Consider the following 25,272-nt stretch of genomic DNA (forward strand, 5'->3'; position numbering starts at 1 on the left):
CACCAAGACGGAGACAAGCATGCACAAGAGACGACTGCTGCAAGGCGCTGCCGCCGCGGCCCTGGCCCTGCTCGCCCCGGCCTGGGCCGCCGCCCAGGCCTTCCCGCCCAAGCCCACGGTGACCATCGTCGTCGGCTTCGCCGCCGGCGGTGCCGCCGACGCCGCGGCCCGCGTGATCGGCAAGAAGCTGGGCGAGAACCTCGGCATCACCGTCGTCATCGACAACAAACCCGGCGCCGGCGGCAACATCGCGCACCAGTTCGTCGCCAAGGGGCCGAGCGACGGCGCGACGCTGCTCTTCGGCTCGGTCGGGCCGCTGACGGTGGCGCCGCACCTGATGAAGCTGGGCTACGACCCGGTGAAGGACCTGGCGCCGATCACGATGGGCGTCAACTTCCCCAACGTGCTGGTCGTGCACGCCGGGCTGAAGATCCGCACGCTGGCCGAGTTCATCGATTACGCGAAGAAGAACCCGGGCAAGCTGGACTACGCTTCGACCGGCCCCGGCTCGGCCTCGCACCTGGCCGGCGAGATGCTCAACCACATGGCGAAGATCGAGACCGTGCACATCCCGTACAAAGGCGGCGCCCCGGCGATGCAGGATCTGCTGGCCGGCCGCGTGGCCTCGTACTACTCGACCTACTCGACCGCCCAGCCGCACATCGACAGCGGCGCGCTCGTCCCGCTGGCCAGCACCGGCCCGAAACGCCTGGCGGCGCTGCCCGCCGTGCCGACGATCGCCGAGTCGGGCTTCCCCGGCTACAGCGCGACCAACTGGTACGCCTTCCTGGCTTCGTCCAAGGTGCCGGCGGCGATCCTCGACCGCTGGAACCTCGAGCTGGTGAAGGTGCTGAAGTCGCCCGAGGTCGCCGCCGAACTGAACAAACACGGCATGCCGCCGCAACCCGGCACGCGCGAAGACCTGGCGCGTGAGATCGAACGCGAGACCGCCACCTGGGGCAAGGTGATCCGCGAGCGCAAGATCGTCGTGCAGTAAGTGACCCCGACGCTCGACGACCGCCCCGGGCCCCGGACAGCCTCCGAGCTGTTCTGGGCTTTCTCCGCGATGGCGCTGCAGGGTTTCGGCGGCGTGATGGCCGTCGTGCAGCGCGAGCTGGTGGAGCGGCGCGGCTGGCTGAGCAACGAGCAGTTCGTCGAGGACTGGGCCGTCGCCCAGGTGATGCCCGGCCCCAACGTCTGCAACCTGGCGCTGATGTATGGCGACCGGCTATTCGGCTGGCGCGGCGCGCTGGCGGCGCTGGCCGGGCTGCTGGCCTTTCCGCTCGTGCTGCTGCTGACGCTGGGCGCGCTGTACGGCCGTTTCGCGCAGCACGCGGCGATGGTCGGCGCGCTGCGCGGCATGGGCGCCGTCGCCGCCGGGCTGATCGCCGGCACGGCGCTGAAGCTCGCCGACAGCCTGAGGCGGCACCCGATGGGCGCCTTGCCGGCACTGCTGCTGGCTGCCGCGGCCTTCGCCGGCGTCGCGCTGGCCCGGCTGCCGCTGCACCTGATCGTCTTCGTGCTCGGCGGTGCCGCCTACGGTCTCACCTGGCGCGCGCTGCGGCGCGGCGAGCGACGATGAGCCTGGCCGACTGGGCCCACCTGCTGCTGTTCCAGCTGTCGCTGTCGCTGCTGGCGGTGGGCGGCGCGGTGACGCTGGCGCCCGAGATGCACCGCTACCTGGTGCAGGGCCAGGGCTGGCTGGGCGACGCCCAGTTCAACGCCTCGATCGCGCTGGCCCAGGCCGCGCCCGGGCCCAACGTGCTGTTCATCGCGCTGCTGGGCTGGAACATCGGCCTCAACGCCGCCGGCGGTGCGCCCACCGGCCTGTTCGCGCTGGCGAGCGCGACCTTCGGCGCCGCCGTCTGCGTCGCCGGCGTGCTGACGCCGAGCTCGCTGCTGACGCTGTTCGCGGCCCGCTGGGCACAGCGCCACCAGGACCGGCTGGCGGTGCGCGCCTTCCGTCAGGGGCTGTCGTCGCTGGTCGTCGGCATCATGCTGGCGACGAGCTGGCTGCTGGCCCAGCCTTCGGGCCGCTGGCGCGAAGACGGCCTGCTGTGGCTGCTGACGGCGGTGACGGCGCTGCTGGTCTGGCGCACGCGCCTGCACCTGCTGTGGCTGCTGGCCGCCGGTGCGCTGCTGGGCGCGCTGGGCTGGGTCTAACCGGCCGCCGCGCAGCTTCACTGCACCGCCGCCGGCCGGCCGTCGCCCCCCAGCGCCTGCACCAGAGCGACGGCGTTGCCGAGTTCGGCGCGGCGCAGCTCCAGCAGCGCGAGCTGCGCCGCGTGCTGCTGGCGGCGGGCGTCCAGCAGTTCCAGCCGCCCTTCCAGGCCGGCGCGGTAACGCAGCTCGGTCAGTGCGACGCGGCGCGCGGCGCTGGCGACGGCGCGCGACTGGGCCTCGATCTGCGGCCCCAGCGTCGCCGCCGCGGCCAGCGCGTCGGCGACTTCGCGGAACGCGGTCTGGATGCCGAGTTCGTAGCTCGCCAACGCCTCGCTGCGGCGCAGCTCGGCCAGCCGCAGCTCCTGCCGCCGGCGGCCACCGTCGAAGACCGGCAGGCTGGCCTGTGGCGCCAGCCGCCAGACGCCACGGCCGTCACCGAACAGCGCATCGAGCGACGGGCTCGCGACGCCCAGCGCCGCGGTCAGCGTGATCTGCGGGAAGAAAGCCGCGCGGGCGGCGCCGACCTCGGCCTGGGACGCGGCCAGCAGCTGCTCGGCCTGCTGCAGGTCGGGCCGTCGCAGCAGGCGCTGCGACGGCAGGCCCGCCGGGGCCTGGATGGCCACGGGCGGCGCGTCCAGCGCCAGCGGCGGCGGCAGCTCGTCGGGCAGCGTGGCCCCGACCAGCAGCCGCAGCGCGTTGCCGGCCTGGTCCAGCGCCCGCCGGCGCGCCTGCAGCTCGGCCTCGGCCGCGGCCAGTTCGCCTTCGGCCTGCACCAGGTCCAGCGCGCTGCTCTGGCCGGCTTCGCGCTGCAGGCGCAGCAGCGCCAGCGTCTGCCGCCAGTCCTCGCGAGAGCGTTCGGCCAGATCACGCTGCGCCAGCGCCAGCCGCTGGGCGAACCAGGCGTCGGCGACGGCGCCGTCCAGCGCCAGCTCCGCAGCACGCCGGCCGTGTTCGCTGGCGAGGTAACGCGCCAGCGCGGCGTCGGACAAGGCTTTCACGCGGCCGAAGAAGTCCAGCTCGAAGGCGCTGAGGCCGAGGTTCAGGCTCGACTGCTGCGAGCGCGTGCTGGTGCCGGCGCCGTCGCCGGCCAGCGCACGCTCGCGCTGGGCTCCGGCTTCCAGCGCCACGGCCGGCAGGCGCGCCGCACGTTCGATGCCGTACTGCGCGCGTGCGATCTCGACCTTGAGCGCGGCCAGTCGCAGGTCGCGGTTGTGCTCGCGCGCCGCGGCCGTCAGGCGCTGCAGCGCCGGGTCGGCGAAGACGCCGCGCCACTCGGGTTCGACCTCGGCGGCCAGCGGGAAAGCCGCCGGCAGGCCGGCGTCGGCTTGCGGCAGCGGTGTCGGTGTGCCGGCACAGGCCGCCAGCAGCAGCGGCAGCAAGACCAGAAACGGGGTCCGCATCGTCAAACCTCCTGCGGCGGCGTGGTGTCGGCCTGGCGGCCGCGCCAGCGCTGCCAGCGTTCGGTGCCGCCGACGACCAGGACGAAGAACACCGGCACGAAGAACACCGCCAGCAGCGTGGCGCTGAGCATGCCGCCGAAGACGCCGGTGCCGATGGCGTGCTGCGTCGCGGCGCTGGCGCCACTGGCCAGCATCAGCGGCAGCACGCCCAGCGTGAAGGCCAGCGAGGTCATCAGGATCGGCCGCAGGCGCAGCCGCGCGGCCTGCAACGCCGCTTCGGCCAGGCCGTGGCCCTGGGCGTGCAGCTGGCGCGCGAACTCGCAGATCAGGATCGCGTTCTTTGCCGACAGGCCGATGATCGTGATCATGCCGACCTTGAAGAACACGTCGTCGGGCAGGCCGCGCAGCACCACCGCGGCGACCGCGCCGACCAGCCCCAGCGGCACGACCAGCATCACCGACAGCGGCAGCGACCAGCTCTCGTACAGGGCCGCCAGCACGAGGAAGACAACCAGCGCCGACAGCAGCATCAGCATCGGCGCCTGCGAGGCCGACTGGCGTTCCTGCAGCGACTGCCCGGTCCACGCGACCGTGTAGCCCGGCGGCAGCTGCGCCGCCAGACGTTCCATCTCGGCCATCGCCTTGCCGCTGGACACGCCCGGCGCCGGGCTGCCGGCGATGCGCGTCGCCGGCAGGCCCTGGAAGCGCTGCATCTGCAGCGGCGCCTCGCTCCACACCGGCGTCACCAGTTCGCGCAGCGGCACCATGCCGCCGTCGGCGTTGCGCACCTGCAGCCGCAGCACGTCGTCGAGCTGCATGCGCGCCGACGCATCGGCCTGCACGATGACCTGCTGCATGCGGCCGTCGTGCGGGAAGTCGTTGACGTAGAGCGAACCCATCGCCGCCGACAGCGTCTGGCTGACGGCGTCGAAGGACACGCCCAGCGCCTCGCCCTTGCGGCGGTCGATGTCCAGGCGCAGGCTGCTGCCGGCGGGCAGGCCGTCGGCGTAGACCTCGCGCAGCAGCGGGCTCTTCGCAGCCAGCGCCAGCAGCTGCGCCTCGGCGGCCTTCAGCGCCGCCTGGCCCTGCTGGGCACGGTCCTGCAGCACCAGCGTGAAACCCGAGGAGGTGCCAAGCTCGTCGATCGCCGGCGGCATCAGGCTGATCACCTGGCCTTCGGTCGTGTCCTGCATCGCTTCCATGACGCGCCAGACTTCCTCGATCGCGGTGGCGCCGTCGCGCTGGCCCCAGTCCTTCAGCGTCGTGAAGGCCATCGCCGCGTTCGGCCCCGAGCCCGAGAAGCTGAAGCCCTGCACGACGAGGTTCGACTCGATCGCCGGGCGCGTCGCGATGTGGGCCTCGAAGGCCTTGACGAGGTCCAGCGTGCGTTCGGCCGTGGCGTCGGCAGGCAGCTGGATCGAGGTCATGAAGTAGCCCTGGTCCTCCTCGGGCAGGAAGGACGAGGGCAGCTCGCGCCAGGCCAGCACCAGCAGCAGGCACAGCGCCACGAACACCGCCATCACGCGGCCGCCGCGCGACAGCAGCGCCGCGACGCCGCGGCCGTAGCGCCCGGTCAGGCGCTCGAAGCCGCGGTTGAAGGCGGCGAAGAAACGCGAGCGCGGATGCGCCGCCGACACCGGCTGCAGCAGCGTGGCGCACAGCGCCGGCGTCAGGCTCAGCGCCAGGAAGGCCGACAGCCCGATCGACAGCGCCATCGCCAGGCTGAACTGGCGGTAGATGACGCCCACCGAGCCGCTGGCGAACGCCATCGGGATGAAGACCGCCGTCAGCACCAGCGTGATCGCGACCACCGCGCCGGTGATCTCCTTCATCGCCTTGGCCGTCGCGGCCTTCGGCGACAGGCCTTCGCTGGCCATCAGGCGCTCGACGTTCTCGACGACGACGATGGCGTCGTCGACGATGATGCCGATCGCCAGCACCATGCCGAACATCGTCAGCACGTTGATCGAGAAGCCGATCGCCAGCATCGCCGCGAAAGTGCCCAGCAGCGCGATCGGCGCGACGATGGCAGGGATCAGCGTGCAGCGCAGGTTCTGCAGGAAGAGGTACATCACCAGGAAGACCAGCACCATGGCCTCGGCCAGCGTGTAGAGCACCTTCTCGATCGAGATCTTCACGAAGGGCGCGGTGTTGAACGACACCGTCGGGCGCATGCCTGCCGGCATCGTCGGCGCCAGCTCGTCCAGGCGCTCCTGCACCGCCTGCGCGGCGCGCACCGCGTTGGCCCCGGGCGACAGCTGCAGCGCGGCGCTGGTGGCCGGCCGGCCGTTCTCGCGGTTGGAGAAGGCATAGGTCTGCGCGCCCAGCTCGACCCGCGCCACGTCGCCGAGCACGACCTTGGAGCCGTCGCGGCCGGCGCGCAGCACGATGGCGGCGAAGGCTTCCGGCGACGACAGCTGGCCCTGCACCGTCAGCGGCACCGTGACGCGCTGGCCCGGCAGCGCCGGCTCGTCGCCCAGGCGTCCGGGCGCGATCTGCGCGTTCTGGCGCTCGATGGCCTGCGCCACGTCGCCCATCGTCAGGCCGAGACCGGCCAGGCGCTCGGGCAGCACCCAGACCCGCAGCGCCTGCTCGGCGCCGAACAGCTGCACGCGGCCGATGCCCTCGATGCGGCGCAGCTCCTCGACGAGGTGGCGCGCCATGTAGTCGTCGAGCGCCAGCGCGTCGTGGCGGCCGTCGTCGGACACCAGGCCCACCAGCATCAGGAAACCCGAGGCGGCCGACTCCACCTGCAGCCCGTTCTGGCGCACCGCCTGCGGCAGCCGCGGCTCGACGGCCTTGAGGCGGTTCTGCACGTCGACCTGGGCGAGTTCGGGGTCGGTGCCGGGCTGGAAGGTGACCGTGATCTGCGCCGTGCCGGACGAGTCGACCGAGGACTCGAAGTACAGCAGCTTGCGTACGCCCGAGAGTTCACGCTCGATCGGCGCGACGACCGAATCGGCCAGCGTCTGCGGCGTGGCGCCGGGATAGCTGGCGTACAGCGACACCGAAGGCGGCGCCACCGACGGATAACGCGCGATCGGCAGCTGCGGGATCGCGATCAGCCCGAAGAGCACGATGAACAGCGCGATGACCCAGGCGAACACCGGGCGCTGGATGAAGAACTGCGGCATGCGGCGCCCCGGCTTCAGCGGCGCACGGCGCTGGCCACCTGGGGCTCGGCCCAGGGCCGTGCCGCCACCACCGCGCCTTCGTGCAGGCGTTCACCCCCGGCGACGACGACCTTCTGGCCGGCCTTCAGCCCGGCGGCGACGCGGTAGCGACGCTGCACCAGTTCGCCGAGTTCGACCGCCACGGCGTGGGCGCGCTGCTGTGCGTCGACGACCCAGACGCGCGCCTGGCCGCCGACGCGGAAAACCGCATGCTGCGGCAGCGTCAGCGCCGCGTCGTAGTGCGCCCGCGTCAGGCGCGCCTGGACGTACTGCCCCGGCAGCAGCTGGCGCTGCGGGTTCGCGACGGCGACACGCAGCAGCCGCTCGCCGGTGCCGACGTCGACGTCGATGCCCGACATCAGCACGCGCCCGGCCAGCCCGGTCGGGGCGCCGCCGGCATCCAGGATCTGCACCTCTGCCGCGGCCGGCACTCCCGCTGCGGCCGAGGCGCCGGGCTGACGCAGGTCGACGTAGACGCGGTCGATCTGCTGCACACGCGCCATCGGCGCCGTGTCGCTGGCCGACACCAGCGCGCCTTCGCTGACCAGGGCCTCGTCGACGCGCCCGGAGATCGGCGCCGTCACCGTCGCGAACTGCAGGTCCAGCCGGCGGCGCGCCAGCGTCGCGCGGGCCAGCGCGACCTCGGCCGCGGCCTGGTCGCGTGCGCTCAGGGCATCGTCGTAGGCTTGACGGCTGACCGCATCGGCCTGGACCAGCGGCGCCAGGCGCTGCTCCTGCAGCCGCGCCCGCGCCAGCGCCGCCTCGGCGCGCTGCAGCGAGGCGGCGGCCATGTCGAGCTCGGCCTGGAAAGGCCGCGGGTCGATGCGGAACAGCGGCTTGCCGGCGGCGATTTCGGCGCCTTGCTCGAACAGCCGCTGCTGCACGATGCCGCCGACCTGCGCCCGGATCTCGGCGCTGCGCCAGGCGGCCACGCGGCCCGGCAGGTCCTCGGACACCGTCAGCGCGGCCGGCGCCAGCGTCTGCACCAAGACACGCGGCGCGGCCGCCGCGCCCGTGTCGTCTTCCGCCGGCGCGCAGCCCGCGATCACCACCGCGGCCACGAGCGCCGCCCACCGAGTCCAGTTGTCGTTCATGTCCACACCGAAAGCGGGCGCCGTGTCAGGCCCGGCGCGTCGAGGCGCGGCAGTGTCACGGCCCCAGGCTGCGGGACGATCGAGGTTTTGTGGAGATACGATGGAGGCGAACCGAGGAAATGCGATGCCCGCCGCCGAGCCCCTGAACGCGCTCGTCCTGATCGCCGAGGACGAGACCGAGATCGCCGAGATCCTCGCCGCCTACCTGGGGCGCAGCGGGCTGCGCACGGCGCACGCGCGTGACGGCCGCGAGGCGCTGGCGCTGCACCTGTCGCTGAAACCCGACCTCGTGCTGCTGGACGTGCTGATGCCGCGCCTGGACGGCTGGAAGGTGCTGAGCGAGATCCGCCACCGCGGCCAGACGCCGGTGATCATGCTGACGGCGATGGACCAGGACATCGACAAGCTGACCGGGCTGCGCATCGGCGCCGACGACTACGTCGTCAAGCCCTTCAACCCGGCCGAGGTCGTGGCGCGTGTGCAGGTGGTGCTGCGGCGCAGCCGCCTCGGGCGCGGCGGGGCGCCGGCGGTGCTGCGTGCCGGCGCCGTCGAGATCGATCGCGAGAACCACGAGGCGGCGGTGATCGTCGACGGCCGGCGGCACCTGCTGAACCTGACGGCCACCGAGTTCCGCCTGCTCGCCTGCCTGGCCCAGGCGCCGCGGCGCGTGCACTCGCGCGAGGAGCTGCTGGCCAGTTGCCTCCCCGAAGGCGACGCCCAGGAACGCACCGTCGACAGCCATCTCAGCAAGCTGCGGCGCAAGCTCGAAGCCTGTGGCGTGATGGGCTCGCCGCACAGCATCCGCGGCGTCGGCTATCGCCTGGCGGCGGCCGAATGAGCGCCGCCTCGGCCTCCGGGCTCAAGCGCCAGATCGTGCTGGCGATGGCGGCGCTGGCGCTGGCCGTGATCCTGCTGTCGCTGCTGGGCTCGTACGCGTTCTACGCCTTCTTCCAGGTGTATTCGCCGTCCAGCATTTCCGACACCTGGGTTCCCAACCAAGTCGAGATCGCCTGGATGCTGGCGACGACCGCGGCCGCGCTGGCGATCGCGATCCAGGCCGCGACCCGGCTGTCGCGCCGCATCCTGCGGCCGCTGAACTCGGTGGCCGAGAGCCTGCGCGAGGTCGCCGAAGGCAACTTGCAGGCGCGTGCCGCCACCGATGACGAGTCGCTGGGCGAGGCCTCGCGGCTGGTCGGCGACTTCAACACGATGGCCGAGCGGCTGCAGTCCATGGCCGAGGAGCGCCGCTTCTGGAGCGCCGCCATCGCCCACGAACTGCGCACGCCGGTGACGGTGCTGCGCGGGCGTCTTCAGGGGCTGACCGAAGGCGTGTTCGCGCCCGACCCGCAGCTCTTCGAAAGCCTGCTGCGCCAGGTGGAAGGCCTGAGCCGGCTGATCGAGGACTTGCGCGTGCTGAGCCTCACCGACAGCGGCCACCTCGACCTGCAGCGCGCGCCGGCCGACCTGGGTGCGGAGATCGCGGCCGTCGTGCACGCCGTCGAGGCGCGGCTGGCGGCGCGCGGTTTCACGCTCGCGCTCGCACTGGAGCTGCCGGCGCCGGTCGACTGCGACCCGGTGCGCATCCGCCAGGCGCTGATGGCGCTGCTGGAGAACGCGCTGATGCACGCCGACCCCGGCCCGCTGCGCGTGCGCGCGCGGCTGCACGAGGGCTGGGCGACGCTGGCCGTCGAAGACGGCGGCCCCGGCATCCCGCCAGAGCTGGAAGGCCAGCTGTTCGAAGCCTTCCGCCGCGGCGACCCGTCGCGCTCGCGCCGCAGCGGCGGCAGCGGGCTGGGGCTGGCGGTCGTCAAGGCGATCGCCCAGGCGCACGGCGGGCGGGTGGGCAGCGAGCCGCTCGCCGGCGGTGGCACGGCGGTGTGGCTCGCCTGGCCGGTCGCGCAAGCCGCGAGCGACTGAAACCGCGGCGAGGCCAGACCCAGGCCCCGGCCGATGCACCGGCACGAACAAGCTCCGCACTGAACCAGTGCGGCGACGGCGTCGCGCCGGTGCGCACCCGGACAAGGCGACCGCACCAATGCGGGCCTGCAACTTGCTTCCTCGGTGCGCCGCCTGCCCGTGGGCGGTGCAGAAACAGAGGCAAGCCCGCCAGCGAACGGCGGCACGCTGGAGGGACTCCCGATTTGGACTCGATCCGTCAGGGCGCCGATGCGCTCTTCATCCTGCTGGGCGCCATCATGGTGCTCGCCATGCACGCCGGCTTCGCCTTCCTGGAGCTGGGCACGGTGCGGCAGAAGAACCAGGTCAATGCGCTGGTCAAGATCCTGGTCGACTTCGCGATCTCGACGGTCGCCTACTTCTTCGTCGGCTACACGGTGGCCTACGGCACCAGCTTCTTCACCGGCGCCGAGACGCTGGCCGCCAAGAACGGCTACGAGCTGGTGAAGTTCTTCTTCCTGCTGACCTTTGCCGCGGCGATCCCGGCCATCATCTCCGGCGGCATCGCCGAGCGCGCGCGTTTCGGCCCGCAGCTGATGGCCACCGCGGTGCTCGTCGGCCTGGTCTACCCGCTGTTCGAAGGCGTGGCCTGGAACCAGCACTTCGGCCTGCAGGCCTGGCTGAAGGCCACGACCGGCGCCGAGTTCCACGACTTCGCCGGCAGCGTCGTCGTGCACGCGGTCGGCGGCTGGGTCGCGCTGGCGGCGGTGATCCTGCTCGGCGCGCGGCGCAACCGCTACCGCAAGGACGGCGGCATCAGCGCGCACCCGCCGTCCAGCATCCCGTTCCTGGCGCTGGGCGCGTGGATCCTCGTCGTCGGCTGGTTCGGCTTCAACGTGATGAGCGCGCAGACGCTGGACAAGGCCTCGGGCCTGGTGGCGGTGAACTCGCTGATGGCGATGGTCGGCGGCACGCTGGCCGCGGTGGCGATGGGCCGCAACGACCCCGGCTTCGCGCACAACGGCCCGCTGGCCGGGCTGGTGGCAGTGTGCGCCGGCTCCGACGTCATGCACCCGGCCGGCGCGCTGGTCGTCGGCGCGGTCGCCGGCGTGATCTTCGTCTTCATGTTCACGCAGACGCAGAACCGCTGGAAGATCGACGACGTGCTGGGCGTCTGGCCGCTGCACGGCCTGTGCGGCGCCTGGGGCGGCATCGCCTGCGGCATCTTCGGCCAGCACGCGCTGGGCGGCACCGGCGGCGTCGGCTTCGAGGCCCAGCTGGCCGGCACGCTGGCCGGCGTCGCCTGGGCGCTGCTCGGCGGCTTCGCCGTCTACGGCGTGCTCAAGGCCGTGGTCGGCATCCGCCTCGGCGCCGAGGAGGAGTACGACGGCGCCGATCTGTCGATCCACCGCATCGGCTCGACGCCGGAGCGCGAAGCGGCCTGGTAGCCGGCGGGTTACTCCCGGCCTCGGTGCTAAGCTGTCCGCCGTGAAGACGATCCGCCTGCTCGTTCTGGTGCTGCTGGCCACGCTGCTCCCGTTCCGGGGAGCGGTGGCCGAGGTGCTGCTGTGCGCCGGGCACGCGGGCCATTCGGCGGCCGCGGCGGATCACGCGAGCCACGCCGCCGTGGCGGCCCCGGACTGCGAGCCCGCCGCCGCGACCCACGCCGCGCACGACGAGGCCGCCGACGCCGACGACGACCACCCCGCGACGCCCGGCGGCACGGCCAAGTGCAACACCTGCACCGCCAGCTGCTCGATGTCGCCGCTGGTCGCCGAGGCTCCGACGCTGCCGGCGCCGCTGCCGCAGCCGGACCGCCGGACGGTGCATCACGACGCCCCCGCGCCAAGCCATCTGACCGATGGCCAGGAGCGCCCTCCCCGAAGCATCTGACGCCGACAGGCCTCCGCGCGAGGCCTCGATCACCCGCGCCTGAACGGCCCGGGCCGCGGCGTGGACCCCGTCGTCCACGCGTCAGACCGCTTCGAGGATTCCATGTCTTCCCCCACCCTGCGTGCGCTGGCCATCGCGGCAGCGGCGCTCTCGGCCGGTGTCGTGCTGCGGGCCGCGGCCCAGACGGCCGACCCGCCCACGGGCGCCTGGCGCCGCGCGATCGACGCCGCCTGGCAGCGCAGCGTGCTGGCCGCCGAGGCCGGCGGCCAGCGGCGCTCGGCGCTCGCCGAACGAACCGCCGCTTCGTCGACCTGGGCCGGCTCGCCCTCGTTCGAGTTCGACCAGCTGCGCAAACGCCAGGCCGGCACCGGCAGCCGCGAGACCGAGGTCGGCATCGCGCTGCCGCTGTGGCTGCCCGGCCAGCGCGACGCGCGCCTGGCCGCCGCAGACGCCCAGGCGGCCGCCGCGGCCGCCGCCACCGACGCGGCGCGGCTTCAGCTGGCGCGCAGCGTCGTCGACGCCGCCGCCGCGGTCTGGGCCCAGCGCGCCGAAGCCGAGGCCGCCGAAGTCCAGGCCCGCGAGCTGGACGCCCTGGCCCAGGACGTCGCGCGCCGCGTGAAAGCCGGCGACCTGGCGCGCGCCGACGCCCTGGCCGCCGACGCCGAGCAGCTGGCCAGCCAGGACGCCCTGTCCCGCGCGACGCTGCAGCGGCAGAACGCCGAAGCGCGCTGGACGGCGCTGACCGGCCTGGCGACCTTGCCGCCACCACCGCCACCGCAGGAGCCGCCGCCGGCGCGCCTGCACGCGACGCACCCGCTGCTGCAGGAAGCGACGGCCCGGCTGGCCCTGGCGCACAAGCGGCTGGACGCGGTGCGGCTGTCGCGCCGCGACGCACCGGAGCTCGTCGTGCGGGCGCACCAGGAAGTCGGCGGCGGCGAACCCGACACCCGCGGCATCGGCGTCGCGCTGCGCATTCCTTTGGCCACCGCCGGGCGCAACGAAGCGCTGCTCGGCGCGGCGCTGGCCGAAGTCGAACTCGCCGAGGCGCACGAGGCCGGGCTGCGGCGCGAGCTGGAGCTCGAACAGGCCGCGGCCGAACGCGAGGCCGAGGCCTCGCGCCGCCAGGCCGGGCACGAAGCCACCCGCGCACGGCTGCTGCGCGAGCGCGCCGCGCTGATCCAGAAATCGTTCGACGCGGGCCAGACGCCGCTGCCCGAGACCTTGCGCGCGCTGTCGCAAGCCGCGCAGGCCGAAGCCGCGTCACGCCGCCAGGCCGTCGCCGCGGCGCTGGCGGCGCTGCGAGTCGAACTGGCACGAGGACTGATGCCATGAACCCCCTGATCCACGCCGGGCTGCTGAGCCTGGCCATCGCCGCCGGCGCTGCCGCCGCGCACGGCGACGAACCGCACGGCGACGCCCCGCATGCGCCCTCGCCCGCCATGAGCACCGGCCCGCGTTTCGAAACCGCGACCGAGCTGTTCGAAGTCGTCGGCCGGCTCGACGACGGCGCGCTGACGCTGTGGCTGAACCGCTTCGCCACCGGCGAGCCGGTCGCCGGGGCCGCGATCGAACTCGAGCTCGACACGCTGAAGGCCCTGGCGCGCTACCGCGCCGAGCGCGGCGACTACCTCGTCGCGGACGCCGCGTTCGTCGCCGCCCTGGCCACCCCCGGCCAGCACGCGCTGGTGCTGACGGTGACCGCCGGCGAAGACGCCGACCTGCTGGACACCACCGTCGCGATCGCACCGCCGCCCGCGGCCGACGCCGGCGCGGCCGGCACCCCGGCCCGCGGCCGCCTGGCCGGCGGCGCCCTGCTCGCGCTGGCCACGGCGGCGGGCCTGGTCTTCGTCTGGCGCCGGCGCCAGTCCGTCACCCGGGAGCGCACCGTATGAAGCGCCTGATCGTCCACACGCTGCTGGCCCTGGCGGCCAGCGCCCAGGCCGGACCCGGCGCGCACGACGCCGACGGCCGGCAGCTCGCGGCGCCCGCCGCGACGGCGGCCGAGGCCCCGGCACGCCTGCCCGACGGCAGCGTCGCCCTGCCGATGCCGGTGCAGCGCCGGCTGCAGATCCGCACCCAGCTCGCCGCGCCCGGCGAAGCCGCACGCAGCGTCGTGCTGCCGGCGCGCGTGGTGATGGACCCGAACCACGGCGGCCGCGTGCAGACCGCCACCGGCGGCACCGTGCGCCCCGGGCCACGCGGCCTGCCGCTGCCCGGACAGAAGGTGCGCAAAGGCGAGCTGCTGGCCCAGGTCGTGTTCAACGCCAGCCCGGTCGAGGCGGCCAACCAGCGCGCGCAGCTGGCCGAGCTGCGCAGCAGCCTGCAGCTCGCCCGGCAGCAGGCCGAACGCCTGCAGTCGCTGGAGGGCACGGTGCCGCGCAAGGAGATCGAGGCCGCACTGGCCGCGGTGCAGAGCCTGGCCGGCCGCGAACGGGCGCTGGCCGGCAGCGTCGGCGCGACCGAGGCGCTGCTCGCGCCGGTCGACGGCGTCGTCGCGCGGGCCGACGTCGTCGCCGGCCAGGTCGTCGAGCCCAGGGACCTGCTGTTCGAGATCGTCGACCCCGGCCGCCTGCTCGTCGAGGCGACGACAGCCGACCCGGCGATCGCGACCGCCGTCGTCGGCGGCACGCTCGAAGGCCAGCCCGGCGTCGAGCTGACGCTGCTGGGCGCGGCCCGTTCGCTGCGCGACGGTGCGATGCCGGTCAGCTTTCGCGCCACCGTGCGCGGGCGCGACGGGCTGCCGCTGGCCCTGGGCCAGCCGGTGCAGGTGGTGGCGACGCTGGACGGCCGCGTGACGGGCATCGTGCTGCCGGCCGCCGCCGTGGTGCGCAACGCCGCCAACGAGCCGGTGGTCTGGCTCAAGACCGGCGCCGAGCGTTTCGTTGCCCGGCCGGTGCGCGTGCAGCCGTTGGACGCGACGCGGGTTCTCGTCGCGGGCGTCGAGGCCGGCGTGCGCGTGGTCGTGCAGGGCGCGAACCTCGTCGCGCAGATCCGCTGAAGGCCGGGAGACGACATGTTCAACTGGATCGTCCGCCACAGCCTGCACAACCGGCTGCTGGTGCTGGCCGTGGCGGCGCTGCTCCTGGTCTACGGCGCGCTGAGCGCCACGCGCATGCCGGTCGACGTCTTTCCGGCGCTGGACAAGCCGGTCGTCACCGTGATGACCGAGGCCGGCGGCATGGCGCCCGAGGAGGTCGAGCTGCGCGTGAGCTATCCGCTGGAGACGGCGCTCAACGGCATGCCCGGCGTCACGCGCGTGCGTTCGAGCTCGGGCGTCGGCCTGTCGGTGGTCTACGCCGAGTTCGACTGGGGCACCGACGTCTACCGCAACCGCCAGCTCGTCGCCGAGCGCCTGGCGCTGGTGCGCGAGCAGATGCCGGCCGGCGTCAACCCGACGATGGGCCCGGTGTCCTCGATCATGGGCGAGGTGATGCTGCTGGCGCTGCCGCTGGACGCCTCGGCCGGCGCCGCGGTGACGCCGATGCAGGCGCGCGAGTACGCCGACTTCGTGCTGCGCCCGCGCCTGCTGTCGGTGCCCGGCGTCGCGCAGGTGATCCCGATCGGCGGCGAGCGGCGCCAGCTGCGTGTCGAGCCCGACGGCACGCGCATGGCGGCGGCCGGCGTGTCGCTGAGCCAGATCGAGAGCGCGCTGCAAGGCTTCGCCGCCAACGCCGGCGGCGGCTTCGTCGACCTCTGCGGCCGCGAGTTCCTGATCCGCCATCTGGCCCGGACGGCGAGCGCCGAAGACCTGCAAGGCATGGCCGTCGCCTGGCGCGACGGCCGGCCGGTGCGGCTGGAGCAGGTCGCGCGCGTCGGCTTCGCCGCCGGCGTCAAACGCGGCGACGCCGGCCACGACGGCGCGCCGGCGGTGATCCTCAGCATCCAGAAACAGCCCGACGCCGACACGGTGCGCGTGACGCGCGACATCGAAGCCGCGCTCGACGAGATCGCGCGCGCCCGCCCGGCCGGCCTGGCCGCGCCGGAAGTGCTGTTCCGCCAGGCCGACTTCATCCAGGCCTCGGTGCGCAACGTCGGCGAGGCGCTGCGCGACGGCGCGGTGATGGTCGCGATCGTGCTGTTCGCCTTCCTGCTGTCGGCGCGCACGACGCTGATCTCGCTGCTGGCGATCCCGCTGTCGCTGGCGGTGACGGCGCTGGTCTTCAAGGCGCTGGGCCAGTCGATCAACGTGATGACGCTGGGCGGCCTGGCGATCGCCATCGGCGAGCTGGTCGACGACGCCGTGGTCGACGTCGAGAACATCCTGCGCCGGCTCAGGCACAACCGCGGGCTGGCGGCGCCGCTGCCGGTGTTCGAGGTCGTGCGCCAGGCCAGCGTCGAGGTGCGCTCGGGCATCGTCTACGCGACGCTGATCGTCGTGCTGGTCTTCGTGCCGCTGTTCGCGCTGCCGGGCATCGAGGGCCGGCTGTTCACGCCGCTGGGCATCGCCTACATCGTCTCGGTGCTGGCCTCGATGGCGGTGTCGATGACGGTGACGCCGGCGCTGGCCTCGTGGCTGCTGCCGCGCATGAAGACGCTGGACCGCGGCGACAGCCCGCTGGTGGCGCGGCTCAAGCGCTGGGACGAGCGGCTGCTGGCCTGGTCCTTCGGGCACGCGAAGGCGCTGATCGGCGTCGCCCTGGTCGCGGTGGCCGCCGCCGCGGCCAGCGTGCCGTTCTTCCCGCGCGCCTTCCTGCCGGCCTTCAACGAAGGCTCGGCCGTCGTCGGCGTGCTGCTCGAGCCCGGCACCTCGCTGGCCGAGAGCGGGCGCATCGGCGCGCTCGCCGAGTCGCTGCTGCTGACGGTGCCCGAGGTCGTGCAGGTCGGCCGTCGCACCGGCCGCGCCGAACTCGACGAACACGCCGAGGGCGTGCATTCGTCGGAGATCGAGGTCGACCTGAAACCCGGCGAGCGCAGCCGCGACGCGGTGATGGCCGACATCCGGCGCGTGCTGGCGGTGCTGCCGGCGCAGGTGAGCGTCGGCCAGCCGATCTCGCACCGGCTGGACCACCTGCTGTCGGGCGTGCGCGCGCAGATCGCGATCAAGGTCTTCGGCGACGACACCGACACGCTGCGCGGCGTGGCCGAGCAGCTGCGGCAGGCGCTGGCCGGCGTGCCCGGCCTCGTCGACCTGAGCGTAGAGAAGCAGGTGCTGATCCCGCAGCTGGCCGTGCGCCTGGACCCGCGCAAGGCGGCGCAGGCCGGCCTGTCGCCGGGCGAGGCGGTGCGCGTGCTGCAGGCGCTGACCGACGGCACGACGGCGGCGCAGATCGTCGACGGCGCGCGCCGCTACGACCTCGTGCTGCGCCTGCCCGACATGGCGCGCAGCCCTCAGGCGCTGGCGCAGACGCTGATCGACACGCCGTCCGGCCGCATTCCGGTGGCGGCGATCGCGACGCTGGAAGAGACCGACGGCCCGAACCAGATCGGGCGCGAGAACGGCCGCCGGCGCATCGTCGTCTACGCCAACGGCGACGGCTCGGACATGGCGCGCATCGTCGGCGACATCCGCGCCGCCATCGCCGCGACGGCACTGCCCGAGGGCGTGTCGGTCAGCCTCGAAGGCCAGTTCCAGGCCCAGGAGCAGGCCACGCGGCTGATCGCGGCGCTGTCGGCGGTGTCGCTGGCGATGGTCTTCCTGGTGCTGGTCTCGCGCTACCGCTCGGCGCTGCTGGCGGCCATCGTCATGGCCAACATCCCGCTGGCGCTGATCGGCAGCGTCGTGGCGATGTGGCTGACGGGCGTGTCGCTGTCGGTGGCGTCGATGATCGGCTTCATCACGCTGGCCGGCATCGCGTCGCGCAACGGCATCCTGAAGATCAGCCACTACCTGAACCTGATGCGGCTGGAGCACGAGCCCTTCGGCGAGGCGCTGGTCGTGCGCGGTTCGCTGGAGCGGCTGACGCCGGTGCTGATGACCGCCCTGGTCGCCGCCTTCGCGCTGACGCCGCTGCTGACGTCGGCCGACGCGCCGGGCAAGGAGATCCTGCACCCGGTGGCCGTCGTCATCTTCGGCGGCCTCGTCAGCTCGACCTTGCTGGACACCTTGCTGACGCCGGTGCTGTTCCTGCGTTTCGGCCGCCGCGCGGCCGAACGCCTGCTCGCCTCCTCCTCCGCGCCGGCCGACACGCCTGCAGGCCGGCCGCGCGAGGCTTTTTGACCCTGTCGGAGATCACGATGAAAAGAAGCTACCTGTCCCTGGCCGCCGCGTTCGCGTGCGCGCTGTCCGTCCCCGCACTGGCCCACGGCGACGCCAAGCCGCTGTACGGCGGCGTCGTGCAACTCGTCGCCGACCTGCAGTTCGAACTGGTGCCGCAGGCCGGCGGCGCGGCGCTGTACGTGGTCGACCACGGCAAACCGGCCGACGCGTCGGCGATGAGCGGCCGCCTCGTCGTGCTCAACGGCACGCGCAAGAGCGAAGCGGCGCTGAAGCCGGCCGGCGGCAACAAGCTCGAGGCCGCCGGCCTGCTCGTCGAGAAAGGCGCCAAGGCCGTGGCCACCGTGAACCGGCCCGGCGCCGCGCCGCTGACGGTGCGCTTCGCGCCGTGACCTGCGGGGCGGGCGGGCGCGTGGTTCAGCGAAGCCGCGGTGTGCGGCCTCAGAACGCGCTCTTGACCACCCCGCCATCCACGCGCAGCGCGGCGCCGGTCGTCGCCGAGGCCAGCGGGCTGGCGACGTAGGCGACCAGCGAGGCCACTTCCTGCGGCGATGCAAAACGCTTGATCAGCGAGGTCGGCCGCACCTGCTCGAAGAACTCGGCCTCGACCTGCTCGAAGCTCTTGCCGCCCGAGCGCGCCAGGTCTTCGACGAAGTCGCCCACGCCGCGCGACCGGGTCGGGCCGGGCAGCACGCTGTTGACCGTGATTCCGGTGCCGGCGACGGACTCGGCCAGGCCGCGCGACACGGCGAGCTGCGCCGTCTTGGTCATGCCGTAGTGGATCATCTCGCTCGGGATCTGCACGGCGCTTTCGCTGGAGATGAACACGATCCGTCCCCAGTTGGCGCGCTTCATCGCCGGCAGCACCAGGCGCGCCAGCCGCACGCCGCTGAGCACGTTGACGTCGAAGAAGCGTCGCCAGTCTTCGTCGGGAATCTCCTCGAACGGCTTGGGCTCGAAGATGCCGAGGTTGTTGACGAGGATCTCGATGCCGGGGAACTGCCGCACGGCCAGCTCGGCGGCGTTCGCGTCGCTCAGATCGGCGGCCAGGCCGTGCACGGTGCCCCGCGTCTCGGCACGGATGCGCTGCACCGCGTCGTCGACGGCCGACTGCGTGCGCCCGTTGACGATGACGGCCGCGCCCTCCTGGGCCAGCGTGCGCGCGATCGCGTAGCCGATGCCGGCCGTGCTGCCGCTCACGAGGGCCAGCTTGTCGTCGAGTTGAAGGTCCATCTCGGTGATCTCCCGTGTCAGGCCGCGAAGCCGCCGTCGATGAGCAGGTCGGCGCCGGTGACGAACGCCGCTTCCGGGCCGGCCAGGTAGGCCACCATGCCGGCGATCTCGTCGGCCCGGCCGTGGCGAGGAATCGCCATCAGGCCGTGCATGGTCGCGGCGAAGTCGCCGGTCTGCGGATTCATGTCGGTGTCCACCGGGCCGGGAGACACGTTGTTCACGGTGATGCCGCGCGGGCCCAGGTCGCGCGCCAGCCCCTTGACCAGGCCCACCAGGGCGGCCTTGCTCATCGCGTACGGCGCGCCGCCGGCAAACGGCATGCGCTGCGCGTTGGTGCTGCCGATGTTGACGATGCGCCCGCCGTCCTTCATGTGCCGGGCGGCGGCCTGCGTGGCGACGAACACGGAGCGGATGTTGACGGCCACGGTGCGGTCGAAGTCGGCGAGCGTGAACTGCTCCAGCGGCGCGAGGGTCAGCACGCCGGCGCTGTTGACCAGGATGTCGAGGCGGCCGTAACGATCCGCCACGCCGTCGATCGCCTGGCTCAGGCTGGCCGGTTCGTTGCCGTCCGCCTTGACGGCGACGGCCTGGCCACCGCCGGCGACGATCTCCCGGACGAGCGCCTCGGCCGCACCGGCCGAGGCCGCGTAGCCGACGGCGACGGTGGCGCCGTCGCGCGCCAGTCGGCGTGCCGTCGCGGCGCCGATGCCGCGCGAGCCCCCGTGGATGAAGGCGACCTTGCCGGCCAGAGGCAGGGCGGCGGTCGACGGGTTGGCGTGGAGGGCGGTGTTCATGTCGCTTCCTTTCGGACTCGGGTTGGAGGCGTCCAGTGTGGGCGGCGGCATCTCGTCGCGGTAGCCAGCGAATCGCGCGTTCAGTTTCAACCTTCGGTATAAGACGGTGGATGTCGACCGAACTCCGCGGCGCGCTGGACGCCTTCATCACGGCCGCCGACGCCGGCAGCTTCTCGGCTGCGGCGCGCCGCCTGGGCCTGACGCCGGCAGCGGTCAGCAAGAGCGTGGCCCAGCTGGAGGCCCGGCTGGGCGTGCGCCTCTTCCAGCGCAGCACGCGCAGCCTGGCGCTGACCACCGACGGCGAGCGCCTCTACGGCCAGGTGCGGCTGCCGTGGCACGAGATCGGCACCGCGCTGACCGAGCTGCGCCAGGGTGCCGGCAAGCCCGCCGGCACGCTGAAGATCGCGCTGGCGCCGACGGTCGGCCGCGAGTACGTGCTGCCCTTGCTCGCCGGGTTCGTGCGCCGCTACCCCGAGGTGCTGCCCGACCTGCATTTCGACAATCACCAGGTCGACCTGGTGGCCGAGGGTTTCGACGTCGCCATCGGCGGCGGCATCGAGCTGACCGACGCCCTGATCGCGCGTGAGCTGGCGCGGGTGCAGCTCGTGCTGGCGGCCTCGCCGGACTATCTGAAGGCCCAGGGCAGGCCCGGGCATCCGCGGGATCTGCCACGCCACCACGGCCTGCTGCGCCGCTCGCTGGTCACCGGGCGCACGGTGCCGTGGTCCCTGAAGAACGCCGAAGGCGAGGAACTGGTCGCCAACGTCCGGCCGGTGATGGTGCTGGACGACCCCGAAGCCATGGCGCGCGCCGCGGCCATGGGGCTCGGCATCGCGATGCTGCCGCTGCCGCACGCCCTGCCGCTGCTGGAGAGCGGCGCCCTGGCGCGCGTGCTCCCGGGCTGGCACGCCGAGGCGCGGCCGCTGTCGATCTACTACACCAGCCGCAGACTGCTGCCGGCCAAGCTGCGGGTGTTCGTCGACTACATCGTCGAGCAGTTCCGCGCCAGCGGGCATGCGGATCGGTTCGCGCCGCCGCTGGGCTAGGAGTTCCTCGCCGCCGCAGGCCGACGGGCGGCGTCGTGTGGCGTGAAAACTCCCGTGACGGCCATGGGGTTGAGGCGCGCTCGCGGACGGCCGTTCTTCGGCCCGCGACACTGCGCCGCATGGCGGCGTTCGAGCAGGTTCTCTTGCTGTTCCTCGCCGCCGTGGTGCTGGCCGCGGCGGCGCGGCGGGTCGGTGCGCCGTATCCGGTGTTCCTGGCGATCGGCGGCGCGCTGCTGGCCTTCGTGCCCGGGGCGCCGCAGCTGAGCCTGCCGCCCGAACTGGTGCTGGCGCTGTTCGTCGCGCCGGTGCTCGTCGACGCCGGCTTCGACGCCTCGCTGCGCGACCTTCGCGACAACTGGGGGCCGCTGCTCGGCCTGGTGGTCGTGGCGATCGGCCTGACGACGGCGGCGGTGGCGCTGGTCGTGCATGCACTCGCGCCCGGCGTGCCCTGGGCGGCGGCGGTCGCGCTGGGCGCGCTCGTCGCCCCGCCCGATGCCGTGGCGGCGACGGCCGTCCTGCGCCCGCTGCGCCCGCCGCAGCGGCTGCTGAGCGTCCTGGAAGGTGAGAGCCTGCTCAACGACGCCAGCGCGCTGCTGATCTATCGCCTGGCCGTCGGCGCCGTCGCGGCGGGCGGTTTTTCGGTGCAGGCGGTGGCGCCGACCTTTCTGCTCGGCGTGGCCGGCAGCCTCGTCGCCGGGCCGGTGCTCGGCTGGCTGGTGCAGCGTGCACTCGAGCGTGTGCAGCACATCCCGACCTCGATCATCCTGACCTTCCTCGGCGCGATCGGCGTCTGGCTGTTCGCCGAGCGCGTCGGGCTGTCGGGCGTGCTGACGACGGTCTGCTTCGCGATGACCTTGTCGCGCACCGCGCCGGCACGGGTGCCGGCCCGCGTGCGCCTGCCGACCAACGCGGTCTGGGCGACGGTCGTCTTCGCGCTGAACATCTTCGCGTTCATCTTCATCGGGCTGCAGATCAGGCCGATCCTGGTCGAGCTGGCCCCGGCGCTGCGCGAGCAATACCTGACGGTGGGCGCCGCGGTGCTGGCGACCGTCATCGGCGTGCGCATCGCCTGGCAGATGTCGTTCAACGCGGTGCTGCGCTGGCGCGACCGCCGCTTCGGCTTCCGGCCGCCGCGCCCGATGCTGCAGCCCACCGCGGGCAGCGGGCTGGTGATCGCCTGGGCCGGCATGCGCGGCATCGTCACGCTCGCCGCCGCGCTGGCGCTGCCCGAAGGCTTCCCGGCACGCGACATGATCGTGCTCACCGCCTTCCTGGTCGTGCTCGGGACCCTGCTGCTGCAAGGCCTCACGCTGAGACCGCTGCTTTGCGCCCTGAAGCTCGACGACGGCGACCCGGTCGCCCACGAGGAACGGCTGGCACGCGAGCGCCTGCTGCAGGCGGCCTGCAGGCACCTGCCGGCCGGCGGCTCGCCGGCCGTCGATCTCGTGCGCCACGAGCTGACGATCCGCCTGGGTCAGATGCACCTGCGGGACGGTCCGAATGCCGCCTTCGGCGCGGAATGCGACACCGCCTACCGCAGCGCGCTGCGGGCCGCGCGGGCGGCGCTGCTGACGCTGCGCCAAAGCGGCGAGATCGGCGACGACGCCTTCCACCGCCTGGAGAACGACCTGGACTGGATGGAGGTCTCCGACCCGCTGCGGGCGGCGAACGCCGATGCCACCGAGTAAGGCCGCGGCAGCGGACGGACCCGGGCCGGCCTACGATGGCCGCATGGCAACCGGAGCCTGCCGATGAACCCGAACGAGACCCACCCGCACGCTGCGCCGCCAGCCCCGCGGCGCATCGAGGCGCGCCCTTCCGACGTCGGCGGCATCGTGCTGCGGCGCGCCCTGCCCCACCGTGCGCTGCGCACCGTCGGCGCGTGGTGCTTCGTCGACCACGCCGGTCCGGCGCACTTCCCGCCCGGCCAGGGCATGCACGTGGGGCCGCATCCGCACATCGGGCTGCAGACCTTCACCTGGATGATCGAAGGCGCACTGCTGCACCGGGATTCGCTGGGCAGCGAGCAGCTGATCCGCGCCGGCCAGGTCAACCTGATGACCGCCGGGCGCGGCATCGCGCACAGCGAAGACCAGGTCGGCGACGGCGGCGCGCTGCACGCCGCGCAGATGTGGATCGCGCTGCCCGACGCCGAGCGCAACCGGGCGCCGGCCTTCGAGCACCACGCCGAACTGCCGGTCGTCGAAGGCGACGGCGTCAGCGTCACGGTGCTGGTCGGCGAGGCGCTCGGCCGGCGCTCGCCGGTGCAGGTGTTCAGCCCGCTGGTCGGCCTGGACCTCGTCGCGCAGCGCGAAGCGACCGTGAGCCTGCCGCTGGATCCCGGCTTCGAGCATGCGGCGCTGGTGCTGCGCAAGAGCGCCACCGTCGCGGGCGAAGCGCTGGAGCCTGGAACGCTGCTCGATCTGGGCCGGGGCGCCAGCGCCGTCGAGATCCACCTCGCCGCCGACGCGCAACTGCTGCTGCTGGGCGGCGCGCCGTTCGGGCCGCCGCCGCTGCTGTGGTGGAACTTCGTCGCCCGCACGCAGGACGAGCTGGAGCAGGCGCTGGCCGACTGGAACGGCGGCAGCGAGCGCTTCGGCGAGGTCCCGGGTGCGGGCTCGCCGCGCCTGGTCGCGCCGTCGCTCGCCGGGCTGCGCCTCAAGTCCGGCACCTGAACCGGGGGCGGCCTGTCGAAACGGCGCCCCGCCGTTCGTCGTGCAAGACCACTGCCACAGGAGACGTGCATGCCCCGCTACATGATCCAGGTCCGCGCCACCGCGATGAGCGAGGCCGGCGACTTTCCCGACGACCCGACGCTGGTGCCGCGCATGATGGCCTTCCATGACGAGATGGCGCGGGCCGGCGTGCTGCTCGACGGCGCCGGCCTGCAGCCCAGCAGCCAGGGCTTTCGCGTGCAGTACGACGCCGCCGGCCTGGCGAGCCTGATGGACGGGCCGTTCGCCGAGACCAAGGAGCTGATCGCCGGCTACACGCTGATCGAGGTGCGCTCGCACGAGGAGGCGCTGGCATGGGCGCAGCGCTTTCCGGCGCCGTTCCCGGGCCAGGCCTGCTGCATCGAGGTGCGCCCGCTGATGGGCGGCATCGATCTGCCGCCCGAGGACGCCGAGCGCCTGATCCGCGAGCAGCTGGCGGCCATCAAGCAGCGCCGATGACAGCGTCGATCGAGGCCGTCTGGCGCCTCGAGGCCAGGCGCCTGACCGCAGCGCTGCTGCGCGCGGGCGCCGATCTGGCGCAGGCCGAGGACTGCGTGCAGGACGCGCTGCTGGCCGCGATGCAGCACTGGCCGGCGGAAGGCTGGCCCGAGCGCCCCGGCGCCTGGTTGATGACCGCGGCCAAACACCGCCTGCTGGACCGCATGCGCCATGCGCAGATGGCCGCGCGGGAACAGCAGGCGCTGGGCCACGATGCCGACGCGCGCGCCGCGCACGTCGCGCCCGACCCGCTGGACCTGCTGCTGCAGGACGAGGCCGACGAGGTCGGCGACGACGCCTTGCGGCTGATGTTCATCGCCTGTCACCCCAAGCTCGCGCGCGAAGCCAGATGCGCCCTCACCTTGCGTCTGGTGGCCGGCCTGACGGTGGCCGAGATCGCACGCGCGACGTTCACCAAGGAGGCCACCGTCGCGCAGCGCATCTCGCGGGCGAAGGCGCAGCTGGCCGGCGAGCCGTTCGAGCTGCCGCCGGCGGCGGAGCGCGCCGCGCGCCTGGACGCCGTCTGCACCGTGCTCTACCTGATGTTCAACGAAGGCTACGCCGCCAGCCACGGCACCGAGTGGACGCGGCCGACCCTGTGTCACGAGGCCCTGCGGCTGGCGCGCCATCTGGCCGTGCTGCTGCCGGCGGAACCCGACACCCACGCCCTGCAGGCCTTGATGGAACTGCAGGCTTCGCGCCTGCCGGCGCGGACCGACGCCCACGGCCGGCCGGTGCTGCTGATGGACCAGGACCGCCGCCGCTGGGACCGGCTGCTGCTGCGCCGGGGCCATGCGGCGCTGGCGCGCTGCCGCAGCCTGACGGCAGCAGGCTCGTCCGGGCCGCGCAGCCTCGCGCTGCAGGCCGAGCTGGCGGCGGTGCATGCCCGCGCGAGCCGCGCCGAAGACACCGACTGGGCCGAACTGCTGCGGCTCTACGACCAGTTGCTGGCGCTACAGCCCAACCCGGTCGTGGCGCTGAACCGCGCCGTGGCGCTCAGCCACGCGATCGGACCGGCACAGGCGCTGCCGCTGGTGGAGGCTCTGCCGCTGAGCGGCTATCCCTGGTGGGCCAGCGCGCGCGCCGACCTGCTGTGGCGGCTGGATCGTGTCGCCGAGGCCCGCGAGGCCCTGCAGGAGGCCATCGCCTGGACCGCCAACGAGCGTGAGCGCGAGCTGATGGCGGCGCGCCTGGCGCAGATGTAGACCGCGCCG

22 protein-coding genes are annotated in these 25,272 nt (G+C 73.5%); 17 read left to right on the forward strand and 5 right to left on the reverse strand.

Annotation, left to right across the window (positions count from 1 at the left end; translation table 11 throughout):
* The first annotated feature begins 19 nt into the window (after positions 1-19).
* Genes RGE_RS14360 through RGE_RS14370 form a run of 3 tightly spaced genes read left to right on the forward strand, consistent with a single transcriptional unit; the run spans position 20 to position 2,163 of the window.
* Positions 20-997, forward strand: coding sequence for a Bug family tripartite tricarboxylate transporter substrate binding protein (locus RGE_RS14360; RefSeq protein ID WP_014429148.1), 978 nt, complete (start codon positions 20-22; stop codon positions 995-997).
* Positions 998-1,582 (forward strand): chromate transporter, encoded by a 585-nt coding sequence (locus tag RGE_RS14365; protein WP_014429149.1) that lies wholly within the window; start codon positions 998-1,000, stop codon positions 1,580-1,582.
* Positions 1,579-2,163: a chromate transporter gene (locus RGE_RS14370; protein ID WP_014429150.1), complete on the forward strand. Its 585-nt coding sequence runs from the start codon at positions 1,579-1,581 to the stop codon at positions 2,161-2,163. Before RGE_RS14365 ends, RGE_RS14370 begins: the two co-directional genes overlap by 4 nt.
* Positions 2,164-2,180: 17 nt before the next feature.
* On the opposite strand, the gene RGE_RS14375 is transcribed toward RGE_RS14370, so the two are convergent.
* From RGE_RS14375 to RGE_RS14385, 3 genes are read right to left on the reverse strand one after another with little or no spacing between them, the layout of a single operon-like run.
* Positions 2,181-3,563, reverse strand: a complete 1,383-nt coding sequence (locus RGE_RS14375) for an efflux transporter outer membrane subunit (protein WP_043784132.1) — start codon at positions 3,561-3,563, stop codon at positions 2,181-2,183.
* Positions 3,564-3,565: 2 nt separating this feature from the next.
* A complete protein-coding gene (locus RGE_RS14380; protein ID WP_014429152.1) occupies positions 3,566-6,697 on the reverse strand; it encodes a multidrug efflux RND transporter permease subunit in 3,132 nt (1,043 codons plus the stop codon).
* Positions 6,698-6,711: 14 nt separating this feature from the next.
* A complete protein-coding gene (locus RGE_RS14385; RefSeq protein WP_043784133.1) occupies positions 6,712-7,830 on the reverse strand; it encodes an efflux RND transporter periplasmic adaptor subunit in 1,119 nt (372 codons plus the stop codon).
* A gap of 124 nt (positions 7,831-7,954) precedes the next feature.
* Here RGE_RS14385 and RGE_RS14390 point away from each other — a divergent pair, with 124 nt between their 5' ends.
* From RGE_RS14390 to RGE_RS14430, 9 genes are all read left to right on the forward strand, one after another.
* Positions 7,955-8,668 (forward strand): response regulator, encoded by a 714-nt coding sequence (locus tag RGE_RS14390; RefSeq protein ID WP_014429154.1) that lies wholly within the window; start codon positions 7,955-7,957, stop codon positions 8,666-8,668.
* Entirely contained in the window at positions 8,665-9,747 is a 1,083-nt protein-coding gene (locus RGE_RS14395) for a sensor histidine kinase (RefSeq protein ID WP_014429155.1), read from the forward strand. The genes RGE_RS14390 and RGE_RS14395 overlap by 4 nt, the downstream gene beginning before the upstream one ends.
* 278 nt (positions 9,748-10,025) lie before the next feature.
* Positions 10,026-11,174 carry an ammonium transporter gene (locus RGE_RS14400; protein WP_409077218.1) on the forward strand — a complete coding sequence of 383 codons (1,149 nt, stop codon included), beginning with the start codon at positions 10,026-10,028 and terminating at the stop codon, positions 11,172-11,174.
* Positions 11,175-11,214: 40 nt separating this feature from the next.
* Positions 11,215-11,619, forward strand: a complete 405-nt coding sequence (locus tag RGE_RS14405; protein ID WP_014429157.1) for a hypothetical protein — start codon at positions 11,215-11,217, stop codon at positions 11,617-11,619.
* A 102-nt stretch (positions 11,620-11,721) separates the two neighbouring features.
* Positions 11,722-12,951, forward strand: coding sequence for a TolC family protein (locus RGE_RS14410; protein WP_014429158.1), 1,230 nt, complete (start codon positions 11,722-11,724; stop codon positions 12,949-12,951).
* Complete coding sequence (locus tag RGE_RS14415) at positions 12,948-13,511, forward strand: hypothetical protein (protein WP_014429159.1); 564 nt, start codon at positions 12,948-12,950, stop codon at positions 13,509-13,511. Before RGE_RS14410 ends, RGE_RS14415 begins: the two co-directional genes overlap by 4 nt.
* Complete coding sequence (locus RGE_RS14420; RefSeq protein ID WP_014429160.1) at positions 13,508-14,617, forward strand: efflux RND transporter periplasmic adaptor subunit; 1,110 nt, start codon at positions 13,508-13,510, stop codon at positions 14,615-14,617. Before RGE_RS14415 ends, RGE_RS14420 begins: the two co-directional genes overlap by 4 nt.
* 15 nt (positions 14,618-14,632) lie before the next feature.
* Complete coding sequence (locus RGE_RS14425; protein WP_014429161.1) at positions 14,633-17,776, forward strand: efflux RND transporter permease subunit; 3,144 nt, start codon at positions 14,633-14,635, stop codon at positions 17,774-17,776.
* Between the two features lie 17 nt (positions 17,777-17,793).
* A complete protein-coding gene (locus RGE_RS14430; protein WP_014429162.1) occupies positions 17,794-18,165 on the forward strand; it encodes a hypothetical protein in 372 nt (123 codons plus the stop codon).
* Positions 18,166-18,214: 49 nt separating this feature from the next.
* Here the strand turns inward: RGE_RS14430 and RGE_RS14435 are convergent, their stop codons facing one another.
* Positions 18,215-19,006 (reverse strand): SDR family NAD(P)-dependent oxidoreductase, encoded by a 792-nt coding sequence (locus RGE_RS14435; RefSeq protein WP_014429163.1) that lies wholly within the window; start codon positions 19,004-19,006, stop codon positions 18,215-18,217.
* A 17-nt stretch (positions 19,007-19,023) separates the two neighbouring features.
* The gene (locus RGE_RS14440; RefSeq protein ID WP_014429164.1) at positions 19,024-19,800 is read right to left on the reverse strand and encodes an SDR family oxidoreductase; all 777 of its coding nucleotides are present in this window, start codon (positions 19,798-19,800) and stop codon (positions 19,024-19,026) included.
* A gap of 110 nt (positions 19,801-19,910) precedes the next feature.
* On the opposite strand from RGE_RS14440, the gene RGE_RS14445 reads away from it, so the two are divergent.
* From RGE_RS14445 to RGE_RS14465, 5 genes are all read left to right on the forward strand, one after another.
* Positions 19,911-20,846, forward strand: coding sequence for a LysR family transcriptional regulator (locus RGE_RS14445; RefSeq protein WP_014429165.1), 936 nt, complete (start codon positions 19,911-19,913; stop codon positions 20,844-20,846).
* Positions 20,847-20,965: 119 nt separating this feature from the next.
* A complete protein-coding gene (locus RGE_RS14450; RefSeq protein ID WP_014429166.1) occupies positions 20,966-22,534 on the forward strand; it encodes a cation:proton antiporter in 1,569 nt (522 codons plus the stop codon).
* Positions 22,535-22,597: 63 nt separating this feature from the next.
* Complete coding sequence (locus RGE_RS14455) at positions 22,598-23,521, forward strand: pirin family protein (protein ID WP_014429167.1); 924 nt, start codon at positions 22,598-22,600, stop codon at positions 23,519-23,521.
* Between the two features lie 69 nt (positions 23,522-23,590).
* A complete protein-coding gene (locus RGE_RS14460) occupies positions 23,591-24,019 on the forward strand; it encodes a YciI family protein (RefSeq protein WP_014429168.1) in 429 nt (142 codons plus the stop codon).
* On the forward strand, positions 24,016-25,263 hold the full coding sequence (locus tag RGE_RS14465) for an RNA polymerase sigma factor (RefSeq protein ID WP_014429169.1): 1,248 nt from the start codon (positions 24,016-24,018) through the stop codon (positions 25,261-25,263). The genes RGE_RS14460 and RGE_RS14465 overlap by 4 nt, the downstream gene beginning before the upstream one ends.
* The last annotated feature ends 9 nt before the right edge of the window (positions 25,264-25,272 follow it).

Source organism: Rubrivivax gelatinosus IL144, assembly GCF_000284255.1.
Classification (GTDB): Bacteria; Pseudomonadota; Gammaproteobacteria; order Burkholderiales; family Burkholderiaceae_C; genus Rubrivivax; species Rubrivivax gelatinosus_A.